We start from the raw sequence: 13564 nt of genomic DNA on the forward strand, positions 1-13564 counted from the left end.
AAAATCAGCACCCGGTACTTGTCAAACAATTGTTGTACCAGATGAATGCCCGCCGAGCCAATTTCCATCACCCGTACGGAAGGCGGAAAGGCGGCTTCCCGCTCCAGCTTTTGCGCCAGCACCACCCCGAAGGCATCGTCCTGCCGCAGTTCGTTGCCCACCCCGGCAATCAGGATGTCGGGGCGGTCATTTCCCATCCGGTATTTTAAAATGATCGTCGGGAAACTCTTTATCAAACACGATGTGGCTGTGGCGGCTTTCGGAGGTCAGTCGTCCGGGCCGATTCAGCGAATCAGCGGCGTAGCCTTTCCGTAGCGCGGGCAGCAGCAGTCCGTCCACCCGCTCAAATTCCATGTAGCGGGTATAGTCCCAGTAGTTGTCCTTGCCGTTGAGGGAATTGGCGAGCAATTTTCCGGTACCAGGTTCAAAATAATAGTACCATATATGGTCGGGGTTACTGCCCGCACCTTTTACGTACGAGGTCTTCACCACCTGGGCGGGAACGCCATCGGCCAGAGTCATTTCGCCGATGTACTCGGCCTTGATTCCGGGGTCTTTCAATTTGTAGGGCATACTCATCACGTACTGCGAACCATAGCTGGAATTCCAAGCATTGTCGATGTCTTTCTGTTCGGCGGAGGCGGTGCCGTTGAACAGTTTCCGGGCCTGTTGCCCGTCGTGCAGGAGGGTGACGGTCGTATCGTGCAACACATAAGTGACCTTCGCCCGAAACTGCGGCCTGATCATATAGTCGAAATGCTGGTCGAGTTCCCGGATGATTGCACCCGTACTGTCGTAGCTGGTACTTTTCTTGTCAAAGGACAGGGTTTTCTTCTGCTGCCAGGTATCCCAGGCCCCCGCATAAGCGATGGCCCGGTCGATGATGACGCGCGAAGAATCATCCATCACCACAGGCAGATCGCGGGACGGGTCTTCCTGCGTCTGACAGGTCACAAAGCAAAATCCCAAAAGCAAGAGGAGGACGGTGGTGGTAAATTGTTTTTGCATAGAATTCTACATATTAAGCCCGATTCGTATTTCGCCGCCCTCACCCACGTTCACCGGGTACTTTTTCAGCGAAAGGAGTCGGTTCGATTCCATGATTCCGTCCGACAGTCGGTAATTGCAGCCGTGCCACGGGCAGATGAGGTACCCCTGCGCGATGCTGGCCCCGTCGAGCGGCAGGGATGTGTTGCCGCAACAATTTTTCACGGCGTGGATTTCGCCCTCCGACTTGCAGATCAGGAGATTTTCACCTTCCTCGGCGTATTTATAGACCGTGTTGTCTTTCAACGCCTGGGCATTGCCCACGGGAATCCAGCGCGGGTACTTATCGTTGCCACTGCCCGCCATGATTTCCTGCGCCAGCGTCCCGTTCTGAATTTCAGTGTGGAAAAGATCGTACAGACTGAAAAGCAATTTCACCGACTTGTCCATTTGCATTTTGAGGTGCAGATCGGGGTGGTTGATGATTATCTCCCTGAACAACCTGGTCAGCGCCTCGCGGTGCAGCATATCGAAATGCCGGAGCAGTTCGTGCATGTTCTCCTTCACCTTCGGGTAGGGGAGCCCTTCCAGTTCCGTGACCATTTCCTCCGCCCGCGCGGCCACTGCTTCGTATTCGGTATCCGATAGGAAAATACTTTTCATGCGGCGTGTTGATGGCGGCTGTCGGCGCAATTGTGGACGCAGTCTTCCAGTTTCTCTCCCTCGTGGTAGCAGAATTCACAGTCCGGTCCGCACTCGCCATGACCGCCTTTCTGCATTCCTTCGAAGGCATTCCGAAAAATCCCGCCCGCTTCTTTTTTTCCGGCGGCGGTCAGAAGTACCAGACTATTTTCGTCCAGAGTACCGTCTTCTATTTTCAGATAGCCTTCCTTGATATTCCTGTCGAGATGCAGCAAAAGATTGTCGGGGGTGGTGTTCAGCAAAGACAGCAACCGACCGAAGGGGACGGCGTCGGCCAGTCCTTCGCCCTGCATCCAATACAGCACCTGCAGGATTTCTTCCCGCCAAAATAAAGCACCCAAAGCGCTGTTTTCCGACATCAGACTTCGATTAACGTTTCTCCGTACAAAGGGTCCAAGATACTGATTTTTGCGCTGTCCGCCACGCAAAGGTCTTGTAATGTGAGGATAAGGTCGGGAATGGCGCGTTCTACTGCTTCGGTAAAACCTTCTCCGGCCTGTTCGGGGCCGGGTTCCACATCGACCACCAGCGTTTCGCCGGGCCATATTTTGAAATACTCCCCGATAATCAGCAGGTTCTCCACAGAAATGACCCCCGTAACCGCATCGCCCACGCAGCGCTGAATGAGTTCCTCGTCCGGCAACCCGCCCTGCCACCGAAAAACAGTGATGTCGCCAATTTCCCTACCCGCCCGCTCGAGGGCAGCCAAAATTATAACGCGGTCGAAGGGTTCAGGCCGGGACTGGAATTCCTGCACAATGGCGATGGGACCCCAGTTGAACTCGTCCATCTCCACCCCCGGCGGCCAGCGCATTTCCCGCAGCCGGGGCAGCAGGGCCGGGCCGATGGAGTGGTTGCGGAGGTTGTGGTAGCCCACGGTGCCGATAAAGATTTTTTTCATCGATCTTTTCTCTAAAACCCTTATTCCAAGCCACAGGCGCAGGTCGTGACCTCGCGGGTGACCATGTAGTCGCTGTTTTCGACCTGAATGTGCGTGGTACAGGGCATACAGGGATCGAAGCTGCGGATGGCCCGCAGGATGTCGATGCCCTTGAATTTTTTGTCTGGGTCATTTACGTCCACGTTTTCCAAAATCGGCGTATTCAGTACCGCTTCTTCGTACGGCCCCGGTGTGCCCCAGGGCGTATTGGGCGAGGCATTCAGGGTGGAAGGCGTGAGTATCTGGTAGTTGGCAATGGCCCCGTCGTCGATGACGAGGTGGTGGGTCAGGAAGCCGCGCCCCGCGCCCCAGAAGCCGACACCGATTTGGGTGCCCTTGCTGGGAATTTCGAAAGGCGTACTCATGCTGGTTTCGCCCTGCCGCAGGAAATCCATCGCCATGTACCAGTTGTCCAGCGCGACCAGGGCCGAGTACGGAATGCAAAAGGCCCGCGCGCGGTTGCGCTCGAAGGCGTTCCACACCTCGGGAATATGCCATTCCATGGTGGTGGCAGGCATATTGTGTTTCGGCATGTGCAGAATCATGCTGTGGCCGGTGGGTTCTACGAAGCGCCGCGACACGACCTTGTTGGCTTTGGCGGTGATGTACAACCGGGCGTAGGCACCCGCCTCCACCGAATTGCGGTCCCAGGTCGGACAGGTGTCCCAGGTGTAGCGATCGCGCCAGCTTTGTTTGCCGGGCTTGGCAATGGTTTCCTTGTTCCAGGGATGGTTAGGGCTCAGTGGGCTACCTTCCATATCTTCTTTGAAGCGGTGGCCGTCCCATTTTTCGTAGTACGAGTGTTCCACAAACTCTTCCAGCCCCACGTTGATTTGCTTGAGGTTGGTGGTGATCAACTCCCCATCAATCAGTACACCGGGTGTGGACCAACGGGCATTACCCCAGGTATCGCAATTGGCGTAGGAAGCGTCGTAGTAGTCCGGGTGGTCCCACACCCCGGTTTCGATCATGGTGGCGGGCCTGGCCCCGACTTTCGCGTAGTCGGGATTGCAATCCAGGAAGAAATCAAATACATCGTCCCAAAGCCCCACGACTTTCTGACCGTAATCGAAAAACTTGATGAGGCGCTGGTAGAGTTCGTTGAGAACCGTGATGTTGACCGTCACCGACAGTCCGCCCGGCACCACCGACTGCGGGTGCGGGTACTTGCCGCCGATCAGTACGTAGGCCTCGCGGGCCACGCGGGTCATTTCCAGGGCTTCGATGTACAGCTTGCCCGTCAGCGGATTGAGGTCGCGCATGATGTCGATCATCAGCTCGTAGCCGTGGGCCGCCTTGTTTTTGGCCGGGGTGGTGCGGGCTTTTTCCACAATCTCCGGATTGGTTTCGTTGACCAGTTGCTCCGAGTAGTCGGGGCCGGACAGCAGAAAGAGGTGTAGCGGGTGGTCGTAGAGGTACTCCACGGCCAGCAGGATATTGCGCATCACGATGACCAGCGGCGGCGGCTTAATGTCCAGAGCCATCTCAATGGCCAGGGCAGACACCGTTGAGTGTACCCCGCCGCAGACCCCGCAGGCCCGGCTGCTGATGTAGGCGGCGTCGAGCGGACTGCGGCCTTTGAGGATGATTTCGTAGCCCCGGAACAGGGTGGCCATCGAATTGGAGGAAATCACTTTCTTGTTTTCCAAATCCACCACGCTATGGAACGCCAAAGCCCCGGCGATGCGGGTAACCGGGTCATAGTCCACGTTTTTCAGGAAGCCGTTTTTGCCCAGCAGGTCTTTGAGCTTGTCCTCGTTTTTGCCCAGATCCACCACATCGTAGGAGTAGGGGTTGGCCACTCCTTCTTTCAGCGTGGCGTTGCCCTGCGCGTCAAATTCTATCGGAAGATTCTTGAAACACATGAATTTTTGGGTTTATAGTTTTAGTACCCCGGCGATTGCCCCCAGGTGTGAATTTACGGATGACAATCCACCGTGCAATTGGTCCAGTGCACCGTTGATGGTAGTCAGGTGGCCCGCCAGCGGGGCGGTGTCATTTTCAACTTTCTGCAAGCCACCCGCCAATTCTTTCAGGTGGCCCGCCGCCCGGAACAGGTAAATGATGACGCCCGTGAGGTACACGACCAGCACCAGCACCACCAGGGCCACGACCACGAGCGTAATAATAAACAGGTACTCTTTCATAGTCAGTTGAATTTTGCGGCGCGGCCAGCCATCGTCACTTTCAGGGTTTCGGCGTTGCCATTGATTTTTCCGGCGGTATCCAGGATATCCGTCGCCACAGAAATGGTGCTGTTCAGGGCCGTGATATGGTCGGTGTTGGCCGCAATGCCCAGCCCGGCCTCCTTCATTTCCCGCAAGTACCGCTCGATACTTTGGGCGGAGCGAAAGGTCTTATGCAGCAACCGCACGATGAAAGGCAGCAGCACCACGGCTACCACCAAAGTCAGAATCCACAAATTATAAACAATCTCGGGCATGGCTAGACATTTTTCTGTTTCAAAGCGGCTTCGATGGTTCCCGCCAAATTCTGGTTGACCACTTTCAATCCCACTCCGGTATTCGATAAGGTCTCGTTCAATTTTACGACCTGAACGGGCAGGTGGCTCGTTTCGGTTTCGATGGCTCGCAACCCCACCCGCAGTTTGGCCAGAAAACTGGTACCGTCCCCGCCGATGTCAATCAACAGGCCGTGGATGAGGGTTACGAAATAAATCAGCGCCCCCACAAAAAGCAGGACCAGCAAGACTGTCAATACCATGAGTAGCGTGTACATGAATTTTAGTGATAAGTGATGAGTGTTAACCGGGCTGATGAGACATATTCACATTTTCGTTCAATTGTCCCCCGGATGTTCGAGAATGCAGGCCGGGCAGCCGGGGCAGCCTTCGGCGTGTTGTTCGATGGCCGCCGAACGGTCGATTATCTTTGCGGCGGCGGCGTAAATTTTTGCCGCTACCTGGTTGGTGACAGTCAGGTAGATTGGTATTTGGATTGTGTTGTTGGCTACCAGTTTACCTTCTGTCCATATTTGCTGTACACCCGCGCGAATGTCGCGGGCAGTATTGCGAATAAGGATGAGCAGGGTGGCCACGACCAGGGTCACGACCAGGCCAATGACCAAAGAAATGATCCAGACATTCGTAACGGCAGCTTCGCTTACGTTTTCCATCAGACGGTCGTTTCAGTTTCGTGTAAGGCGTGGGCCACCGCGCCTGCTTTGGTTTCAATACCCTCGGCTTCCTCCAGGATGCCGAGGGCCTTGTGGTTGGTGTGTTGCAATTCCCAGATGCTCAGGGTATTTTGTTTGATGTTGACGACAATGCCCAGAGCGACGTGGGCCAGTTTCAAAATTCGCCGCGCGGCCACCCAAATCAAAATCAGCAGCGTGGCGGCAATGACGACCACAGCTCCGGCGATGGCCAGACCGAGGTAAAACTTATTGTAAAAATCTGCGTCGTTCATAATCAATCCTGTTCAACAACTTCCCGGTTGATGGACTCCATGTTTTTTGCTACGGCTTCCTTGCTTTCGGGGCGGGTACCCGGCACCACGCTGCCCATGAACTGTATCTTGCTATAAAAATAATGGCCGACTTTCTGCAAGGTACTGGGTTCCGCCACATGGCCCCAGCCCGATGGCACGTGGTTTCTTTCTTTCCACAAAGGCGTCCGGTTGCCGTACATCATGGAAAAGCGCCGCAGATTACGAATAAAAAATCCGGTGGTTTTCGACGTGGTGGACGATACGATGGTGCCGGGCGGCATGGTGTAAAACGGCGCGAAGTTGTCGGGAAAGCCCGGCATGGTACAGCCGATGCAGGGTGACCCTACGTTCATGCAGCCGCCCACGTGGTTGATGGCCCCGCGCTTGTTGATGTTGCACTGTACAACGGGACCCCAGCAGCCGATCTCGACCAGGCATTGTCGGTCGCCGTAGTGTTCGGCAAAAATGCCTTCTTCGTAAAAGCCGCCACGCGTGCATTGCTGGTGGACGGTGTCGGTGAACAGCCAGGCGGGACGTCCCAGGCTGTCGAATTCGGGCAAAGGGCCGATGCCTTGCAGAAACATGAGCACCGCCGCCACGGTTTCGGTAAAATTGTCGCCCTGCGGAGCGCAACCGGGAATATTCACCACGGGCAGCCCCAAACCGCTGCGGTAGGATTCGTCCAGAAAATCCATCAGGCCCATTGAACCCGTGACGTTACCCGCCGCCGCCGGAACGCCGCCCCAGGTAGCGCAGGTTCCGATGGCGATGACCGCCGCCGCGTGGGGGGCCATGATACGCAGCCACTCGGCCGTGGGAAAAGGCTGCGGTTCACCATCGACCAGCCGTGAACCCAGTGCCGACCAGTAACCTCCGTTTTCGTCGTTCAGGCTTTCATCAGGCACCGACCCTTCAAACACCACCACAAAGGGCTTTTCGAGTTCGCCCTTAGCAGCCAGATGAAAGGGTTCCATGAATTCGTCCCCCACGGTAACGGACAGCACCGGGTGGTGTAGTACTACTTTGGGCAAACCCGGCATATTGCCCGTCAGCAGGGATTCCACGGAAGGTGCGGTGGCCCCGACTGCCGAGACGGAGCAGCCGTCGCAGCTCATACCCGCCAGCCAGAAAACGTGTACTTCGTCCAGGGCGTCAGCTTGTAATGTGGGTTGGGAAGTTGCCATAAACTTGATATTTTTCTTAAATTTAGGGCTATTCTATGACCATGCATTATCTTTTTGTAGAAAATATTTTCTAATTACTGGTACTTTTTCAGGAAGGGTAGCTACAATAAAGTTCTTTTACACACGTGAAAACTCCTCATGAAGTACACCAAATCCTACCTGATGGATCGCGCATTGAAGCTATTCAATAAGGATGGCCTGGTTAATGTACGTTTGCAGCACATCGCAGATTACGGGGGCGTGAGTGTGGGGAACCTGGCCTATCATTTCAAAAACAAAGAGTGTATCGTGGAGGCTTTGTACGATGAATTGAAGGATGCTCAGGAAAAGCTGTTATACGAATTTCGTATGGCTCATTTGTTCGAGGAGATTGACTGCCAGTTGCGCCATATATTCCAATGCCAAAAGCAGTCCCTCTTCTTCTACCTCGACACGCTGGAGATTATGCGGGCCTACCCTTCTATCCGCGAGAAGCACCGGCAGCACCTCCGCTGGCAGGTGCAGCAGATTGGGTGGATGCTCGCCTACAACGCCGACCGGAATACCTTTCGACTCCCTGACGGATCGGAAAATTTCGGTCAGTTGGCCGAACTACTTTGGCTGACGATGGACAACTGGATGTACGCCCGGCAAATCCGGGGCCTCGACCATCTGGCGGAAGAGGACTTCGTTTCCGACATTTGGTCGCTGCTGACGCCTTACCTTACCGAAGAAGCCCGGGCAGAACTGTCGCTGCTAAGTGCCAATTTATTTACTCGACTTTGATTTTGGCTAGTCCCGGCACCTGGCATATCCACATTGGTGGCCTGGTACAAGGCGTGGGTTTTCGGCCTTTCGTGTATCAACAAGCCCAGCAAGCCCGGCTGAACGGCTGGGTGCAAAATGCCTCCGACGGAGTGCATGTGGAGTTCAATGCGGACGAAACGGGGGCCAGGGAATTTTACGAACTGATTCTCGCCAAAGCACCCCCGCTGGCCCAAGTCACTTCCCATAGCCTCACCGCCGCCGATTCGGCGGAGTACCGGACTTTTGAAATTATTTCAAGCCACCGTGATAGCGGTAACACCCTGCTGCTCTCGCCCGACTTTGCTATGTGTGAGCGATGTCGGGCTGATATAGAAGACAAAAAAAATCGGCGCTATGGCTACGCTTTCACCACCTGCACCCAATGTGGCCCGCGCTATTCGATTATGGAGCAACTGCCTTACGAGCGCGAACACACGGCTATGGCCGAATTCGTGATGTGCCGTGCCTGTGCGGAAGAATACCATGACCCGGCCAATCGCCGCTACTACTCCCAGACCAATTCTTGCCCAGACTGCCCGGTGTCCCTAAAATTATGGGATAACCAGAAAAACGTCATTGAAAAAGACCAGCAAAAAATTCTGGACGCGATTGGTCAGGCGTGGGAAAATGGTAAAATCATGGCCCTAAAAGGGATAGGCGGCTACCTCCTAACCTGTGATGCCACCAATGAAAAAGCGATACGAGAACTGCGCAGCAGGAAATACCGGAGCTGCAAACCTCTGGCAGTGATGTTTCCTTCCATCGCTTCCCTGCACGAAGTGGCCCACCTGAGCGAACCGGAAGCAAAAGAATTGACCAGCGTTGCGGCACCGATTGTCGTATTACGATTAAAAGAAAAGAGAAATACGCCGTTGGCCCTCCAACAAATTACGCCCGGTCTGTCAACCATCGGAGCCATGCTTCCCTACGCGCCTTTGTACTACCTATTGTTGAATAGATTTGCCAAGCCCGTCGTAGCCACCAGCGGAAATATCAGTGGTGCGCCGATTGTGCACGAGGACGAAACAGCCCACAGTGAACTGAGTACCCTAGCCGATTTGATTGCCACGAATAACCGGGAAATAAGTTATCCGCAAGATGATAGCGTCGTGACGCACAGCCCCTTCACGCAGCAACGCATTGTGGTCAGGCGTGCAAGAGGCTTTGCCCCCACTTATGTCGTAAGTAGGCCGGGGTTTTCAGAAACTACCGCGCTGGCAATGGGGGCGCTGATGAAAAGCAGCTTTGCCCTGGCCCACCAGCGCAACATCCACGTAAGCCAGTATCTAGGGGATACCGCCAATTTTGACACCCAGACCCAGTTTAAACAAACCCTGGAACAATTTCTTGGTATGTATTCCGCTCGACCGGAGGTAGTCATCACCGATTTGCATCCTGATTATTATTCGACCTGGTTGGGTGGTGAACTGGCAAAAAAATGGGAAAGCCGTTTGATTAAGATTCAGCACCATCAGGCCCACTTTGCGGCTGTATTGGGCGAACATAACCTTTTAGATAATGACAGTCCTATTCTGGGGGTAGTTTGGGATGGTACCGGACTGGGTGACGACGGGCAGGTTTGGGGGGGCGAGTTTTTTCGGTTTGAAAAAAAGGTATTCTCCAGAGTGGATCACTTTACCTATTTCAATCACTTCCTGGGTGATAAAATGGCCCATGAACCCCGGCTTTCCGCTTATTCGTTGTGCCATGCCTTCGAAGAAGCCTTTCCCATCCTGCAACCTAAGTTTTCGTCGGAGGAATGGAAAAACTACCAAAAATTGATTGCCACCAATACTATAAAAACCTCCAGCGTCGGCAGGCTTTTCGATGCGGTGGCGTCTCTGCTGGGACTGGCCGACAAGGTAAGCTACGAAGGCGAAGCGGCCATACTGCTGGAAGAATCCGCCCGACATTATTTTCAGGACGAGTTACGCATTCCACCGGGCTGGATGGCACCAGAAACCCCGGACGAACTACTGTCGCCCCGCGCCCTGGCGAAAACCATTCTGCAAAAATTAGCCGCTGGCGAGGAGAGTTCGCAGATTGCCGCCTGGTTTCATGTGCAACTTGTACGGGCGGTTCGGATAGTAGCCATCCGACAAAGTTGCCTTACCATATGTTTTAGCGGGGGAGTTTTTCAAAATGGCTTGCTCGTAGATTTGCTGATTTCCCTGCTTGGCGAGGAGTATCAGCTTTACTTTAACCGCGACCTTTCACCCAATGATGAAAATATTTCATTCGGACAATTGATGTGGTACGATACCACGTTGCCATGATGCGAATAAAAAAGCTATATTTACGAAGAGCAAGAGCCTGAATGCCATCCATTATACCGATACACTGATTTATATCTTTGGATGGATTCGCATCCCTCTCCTAGTAGGAGAGGGGCGGGGCGGTCGGCCGCAGCCGTGAGGTGATACAACAAATCCGAATTTCCTCCATCAACACTTTAATCAATTAGCTATCATGTGTCTAGCAATACCCGGCAAGGTAAAATCAATCACTCCCTTCCAGGAAGGAGTCATGCGAATGGGCAAGGTGGAAATGGGGGGAATCAGTAAGGAAATCAACCTGCAACTCGTCCCCGAGGCGAAAGTGGAGGATTACGTGTTGGTTCACGTGGGCGTGGCGATCAGCATCGTGGATGAGGAAGAAGCCCAACGTTCGCTCGACTTTTTGAAACAGATGGATGAACTGGATGAACTGTACAACTCGCCCAACGGGGAAGCCCTGTCCGGAGAGGACATTGCCGCGCAGGGAAGCGCCATTATTTCCAAAATGATCCCATGAAATACCTGACCGAGTACCGCGACCCCGTATTGGCGGCCAGCTATCTGGACGAAATAAAGCAGACGGTTACCCGGCCGTGGACCATTATGGAAATCTGTGGCGGACAAACCCACAGCCTTGTCAAGTACGGGATACTGCAAATGCTGCCTGACCAGATCACGATGGTACACGGCCCCGGTTGTCCGGTTTGTGTCACGCCCACGCACCTGATCGATAAAGCTATTTTTCTGGCCCTGGAAAAGCGGGTGATACTGTGTTCGTTCGGGGATATGCTCAGGGTGCCCGGTTCCGAAAAAAGCCTCTTGCAGGCCAAAGCCGAAGGTGCCGATGTACGGACGCTGTACTCTCCGCTCGACGCCGTAAAACTCGCCACGCAGCACCCCGACCGACAGGTCGTCTTTTTCGCCGTAGGTTTTGAAACCACCGCTCCGGCCAACGCGCTTTCCGTCATTCAGGCCCATCAGTTGGGATTGCAAAATTATTCCATAATCGCTTCGCATGTACTCGTGCCCCCGGCCATGGAGGCCCTATTGAGCGATCCTGAGACGGTCGTTCAGGCTTTTCTGGCCGCCGGCCACGTGTGTACCATCATGGGCAACAGCGAGTACTATCCGATTGTGGACAGGTATCAAGTGCCTATTGTCGTTACCGGTTTTGAACCGATTGATTTGCTGCAAGGTATTCTGATGGTGGTGCGCCAACTGGAAGATGGTGAGGCCAAACTGGAAAACCAGTACGCGCGGGTGGTGCGGGAACAGGGCAATCAGTCGGCACGGGAGGTGATAGCGGAAGTCTTCGAAGTCAGCAACCGGATGTGGCGGGGCATGGAGACGATTCCTGAAAGCGGACTGGAGGTAAAAGAAAAATACGCCCTATACGATGCCACCAGAAAATTCAGCGTTCCGCATACCGACCCAAAAGAAAACGAAACCTGCATAGCCGGAGCCATTATGAAAGGGCTGAAAAAACCGCTGGACTGTGTCAATTTTGGTACAAGCTGCACACCTACGCGCCCCCTGGGTGCTCCCATGGTATCGTCCGAGGGTACCTGTGCCGCGTACTACCATTTTAATCCAGCGGCTCACGAGGCAGAAAGCGTGCTAGCTTAACCAGCAGCTTTTGCCGTATGGCGAACAATCTTAACTCCGGAAAGTAATTGCATGAACCAACCTCCAATTAGCGAAAGAAAGGCAAAAATGATGCTCCAGTGCCCAATGCCTCAACTGGACTTCGACATCATCACGTTGGGACACGGCAGCGGTGGCCAGCTTACCCACAACTTGCTTTCAAGCGGGGTTTTTGATTTATTGAAGAACGATTTGCTCGATCCGCACCACGACGGTGCCGTTCTGCATTTTGCCAATCCGGTCGCTTTTTCCACGGACAGCTTTGTTATAACGCCCATTTTTTTTCCGGGGGGGACCATCGGCGACCTCTCAGTAAATGGCACCCTCAACGACCTGGCAATGTGCGGGGCCGTCCCCCGCTATCTGTCGCTCAGCTTTATTATTGAAGAGGGACTAATGGTTAAGGAATTTTGGGAAATACTGGTCAGCATCAAGCTTGCCTGTGAAGAAGCCCAGGTAAAAGTAGTGACTGGCGACACCAAAGTAGTGGAGAAGGGCAAAGGCGACAAAATATTCATAAACACCAGTGGTTTGGGAGAACTCCATCCCAGGGCCCGAATCGGGGCTGACCAAGTGCAGGTGGGGGACTCAGTCATCATTAGCGGAAATGTGGCCACCCACGGCGTGGCCATCATGTCCGTGCGGGAGGGGCTGAGCTTCGAGACCGAGCTTCGCAGCGACACCCGCAATCTGGCTCCTGCCGTCATTGCACTTCTGGATGCTTTTGGGGAAAGTATTCACTTCCTGCGCGACCCCACCCGGGGAGGCGTAGCCACCGTATTGAATGAGTTGGCCATCGAAAGTAAGTTGGGAATCGATCTTGCCCAAAGTGCCATTCCGCTGGACGAGCAGGTGGAAGGCGCCTGCGAAATGCTCGGCCTGGACCCCCTCTACGTAGCTAATGAAGGCATTTTCATCGCGGTAGTGAAAGCCGAAGCAGCCGACGAAGTTCTGGATTTGCTAAAACAAACAGACACCGGCCAACGTGCCGCCCAGATCGGCACGGTTACGGCCAACCATCCGGGACAAGTGATTCTCACCAGCAGCATCGGAGGCCGCCGTACCCTGAACTTACTCAGCGGCGAACAGTTGCCAAGGATTTGTTGAGGGCTTTGGCAATAGAGGCAACTCGCATTTCCTGTAAATCTGATTTTCTATAAACAAGCCTTGAACCTGCATTTTCGCAAAAATATAACGTTTTTTGCGAGTGTAGCAATGAACTTTGCACTTTGAAAACAGAAGTAAATATTCTATCATTCAATAATTCTATCATTCAAAATTAAAAAAATGAAGCCTACCCTTTTAATCCTCGCCGCCGGCATGGGCAGCCGCTATGGCGGCGTCAAACAACTCGACCAGTTTGGGCCGCACGGCGAAACCATCATAGATTATTCGCTCTACGACGCCATTCGCGGCGGTTTCGGCAAAGTAGTATTCATCGTACGGGAAGAAATCAAGGACGATGTCGAAGCAACTTTCGCGCCCCGGCTGCGCGGCAAGATAGACTACGACTTCGCCATTCAGGGCATCCAGTCATACGTTCCTGAAGAGTTGGGCGAGGTAACTCGCGCCAAGCCATGGGGAACGGGCCACGCC

18 protein-coding genes are annotated in these 13564 nt (G+C 53.9%); 6 read left to right on the plus strand and 12 right to left on the minus strand.

The window, feature by feature from the left end; all coding sequences use genetic code 11:
• The 12 genes from ACEW8P_RS26445 to ACEW8P_RS26500 form a co-directional block, all read right to left on the minus strand.
• A partial coding sequence (locus ACEW8P_RS26445; RefSeq protein WP_373516061.1) for a hydrogenase maturation protease occupies window positions 1–197 on the minus strand: 197 nt, incomplete at its 3' end.
• Window positions 187–1008, minus strand: coding sequence for a DUF6503 family protein (locus ACEW8P_RS26450; protein WP_373516062.1), 822 nt, complete (start codon window positions 1006–1008; stop codon window positions 187–189). The genes ACEW8P_RS26450 and ACEW8P_RS26445, both read right to left, overlap by 11 nt.
• A gap of 6 nt (window positions 1009–1014) precedes the next feature.
• On the minus strand, window positions 1015–1650 hold the full coding sequence (locus ACEW8P_RS26455; protein WP_373516063.1) for a Rieske (2Fe-2S) protein: 636 nt from the start codon (window positions 1648–1650) through the stop codon (window positions 1015–1017).
• On the minus strand, window positions 1647–2048 hold the full coding sequence (locus tag ACEW8P_RS26460) for a hypothetical protein (protein WP_373516064.1): 402 nt from the start codon (window positions 2046–2048) through the stop codon (window positions 1647–1649). The genes ACEW8P_RS26455 and ACEW8P_RS26460 overlap by 4 nt, the downstream gene beginning before the upstream one ends.
• On the minus strand, window positions 2048–2590 hold the full coding sequence (locus ACEW8P_RS26465; protein ID WP_373516065.1) for a hypothetical protein: 543 nt from the start codon (window positions 2588–2590) through the stop codon (window positions 2048–2050). Before ACEW8P_RS26465 ends, ACEW8P_RS26460 begins: the two co-directional genes overlap by 1 nt.
• Before the next feature lie 20 nt (window positions 2591–2610).
• Window positions 2611–4494, minus strand: a complete 1884-nt coding sequence (locus ACEW8P_RS26470) for a nickel-dependent hydrogenase large subunit (protein ID WP_373516066.1) — start codon at window positions 4492–4494, stop codon at window positions 2611–2613.
• Window positions 4495–4506: 12 nt separating this feature from the next.
• Complete coding sequence (locus ACEW8P_RS26475; protein WP_373516067.1) at window positions 4507–4776, minus strand: hypothetical protein; 270 nt, start codon at window positions 4774–4776, stop codon at window positions 4507–4509.
• Between the two features lie 2 nt (window positions 4777–4778).
• Window positions 4779–5072: a hypothetical protein gene (locus ACEW8P_RS26480; protein WP_373516068.1), complete on the minus strand. Its 294-nt coding sequence runs from the start codon at window positions 5070–5072 to the stop codon at window positions 4779–4781.
• 2 nt (window positions 5073–5074) lie between these two features.
• A complete protein-coding gene (locus ACEW8P_RS26485; protein WP_373516069.1) occupies window positions 5075–5368 on the minus strand; it encodes a hypothetical protein in 294 nt (97 codons plus the stop codon).
• A 60-nt stretch (window positions 5369–5428) separates the two neighbouring features.
• Window positions 5429–5764, minus strand: a complete 336-nt coding sequence (locus tag ACEW8P_RS26490) for a hypothetical protein (RefSeq protein WP_373516070.1) — start codon at window positions 5762–5764, stop codon at window positions 5429–5431.
• Window positions 5764–6057: a hypothetical protein gene (locus tag ACEW8P_RS26495; protein WP_373516071.1), complete on the minus strand. Its 294-nt coding sequence runs from the start codon at window positions 6055–6057 to the stop codon at window positions 5764–5766. The genes ACEW8P_RS26490 and ACEW8P_RS26495 overlap by 1 nt, the downstream gene beginning before the upstream one ends.
• A gap of 2 nt (window positions 6058–6059) precedes the next feature.
• Complete coding sequence (locus ACEW8P_RS26500; RefSeq protein ID WP_373516072.1) at window positions 6060–7262, minus strand: hypothetical protein; 1203 nt, start codon at window positions 7260–7262, stop codon at window positions 6060–6062.
• A 138-nt stretch (window positions 7263–7400) separates the two neighbouring features.
• Between ACEW8P_RS26500 and ACEW8P_RS26505 the strand changes: the two genes are divergently transcribed.
• The 6 genes from ACEW8P_RS26505 to ACEW8P_RS26530 all read left to right on the plus strand — a co-directional run.
• Entirely contained in the window at window positions 7401–8027 is a 627-nt protein-coding gene (locus ACEW8P_RS26505) for a TetR/AcrR family transcriptional regulator (protein WP_373516073.1), read from the plus strand.
• Window positions 8024–10324: a carbamoyltransferase HypF gene (gene hypF, locus ACEW8P_RS26510; protein ID WP_373516074.1), complete on the plus strand. Its 2301-nt coding sequence runs from the start codon at window positions 8024–8026 to the stop codon at window positions 10322–10324. Before ACEW8P_RS26505 ends, hypF begins: the two co-directional genes overlap by 4 nt.
• Window positions 10325–10517: 193 nt before the next feature.
• Window positions 10518–10841, plus strand: a complete 324-nt coding sequence (locus tag ACEW8P_RS26515; RefSeq protein ID WP_373516075.1) for a HypC/HybG/HupF family hydrogenase formation chaperone — start codon at window positions 10518–10520, stop codon at window positions 10839–10841.
• The gene (hypD, locus tag ACEW8P_RS26520; protein ID WP_373516076.1) at window positions 10838–11950 is read left to right on the plus strand and encodes a hydrogenase formation protein HypD; all 1113 of its coding nucleotides are present in this window, start codon (window positions 10838–10840) and stop codon (window positions 11948–11950) included. Before ACEW8P_RS26515 ends, hypD begins: the two co-directional genes overlap by 4 nt.
• Before the next feature lie 87 nt (window positions 11951–12037).
• Window positions 12038–13075, plus strand: a complete 1038-nt coding sequence (gene hypE / locus ACEW8P_RS26525) for a hydrogenase expression/formation protein HypE (RefSeq protein WP_373516077.1) — start codon at window positions 12038–12040, stop codon at window positions 13073–13075.
• 180 nt (window positions 13076–13255) lie between these two features.
• Window positions 13256–13564, plus strand: a 309-nt coding sequence (locus ACEW8P_RS26530) for an NTP transferase domain-containing protein (protein ID WP_373516078.1), incomplete at its 3' end; no start/stop codon positions are given.

The sequence above is a fragment of the Persicitalea sp. genome (genome assembly GCF_041751555.1).
In the GTDB taxonomy this organism is placed as follows: Bacteria; Bacteroidota; Bacteroidia; order Cytophagales; family Spirosomataceae; genus Persicitalea.

Coding starts and splice junctions, on each gene's coding strand:
- hypD (WP_373516076.1), top strand. CDS start 10,838: ATGAAATACCTGACCGAGTACCGCGACCCCGTATTGGCGGCCAGCTAT.
- ACEW8P_RS26470 (WP_373516066.1), bottom strand. CDS start 4,494: ATGTGTTTCAAGAATCTTCCGATAGAATTTGACGCGCAGGGCAACGCC.
- ACEW8P_RS26495 (WP_373516071.1), bottom strand. CDS start 6,057: ATGAACGACGCAGATTTTTACAATAAGTTTTACCTCGGTCTGGCCATC.
- ACEW8P_RS26485 (WP_373516069.1), bottom strand. CDS start 5,368: ATGTACACGCTACTCATGGTATTGACAGTCTTGCTGGTCCTGCTTTTT.
- ACEW8P_RS26490 (WP_373516070.1), bottom strand. CDS start 5,764: ATGGAAAACGTAAGCGAAGCTGCCGTTACGAATGTCTGGATCATTTCT.
- ACEW8P_RS26500 (WP_373516072.1), bottom strand. CDS start 7,262: ATGGCAACTTCCCAACCCACATTACAAGCTGACGCCCTGGACGAAGTA.
- ACEW8P_RS26515 (WP_373516075.1), top strand. CDS start 10,518: ATGTGTCTAGCAATACCCGGCAAGGTAAAATCAATCACTCCCTTCCAG.
- ACEW8P_RS26475 (WP_373516067.1), bottom strand. CDS start 4,776: ATGAAAGAGTACCTGTTTATTATTACGCTCGTGGTCGTGGCCCTGGTG.
- ACEW8P_RS26505 (WP_373516073.1), top strand. CDS start 7,401: ATGAAGTACACCAAATCCTACCTGATGGATCGCGCATTGAAGCTATTC.
- hypE (WP_373516077.1), top strand. CDS start 12,038: ATGATGCTCCAGTGCCCAATGCCTCAACTGGACTTCGACATCATCACG.
- ACEW8P_RS26455 (WP_373516063.1), bottom strand. CDS start 1,650: ATGAAAAGTATTTTCCTATCGGATACCGAATACGAAGCAGTGGCCGCG.
- ACEW8P_RS26450 (WP_373516062.1), bottom strand. CDS start 1,008: ATGCAAAAACAATTTACCACCACCGTCCTCCTCTTGCTTTTGGGATTT.
- ACEW8P_RS26465 (WP_373516065.1), bottom strand. CDS start 2,590: ATGAAAAAAATCTTTATCGGCACCGTGGGCTACCACAACCTCCGCAAC.
- ACEW8P_RS26480 (WP_373516068.1), bottom strand. CDS start 5,072: ATGCCCGAGATTGTTTATAATTTGTGGATTCTGACTTTGGTGGTAGCC.
- ACEW8P_RS26460 (WP_373516064.1), bottom strand. CDS start 2,048: ATGTCGGAAAACAGCGCTTTGGGTGCTTTATTTTGGCGGGAAGAAATC.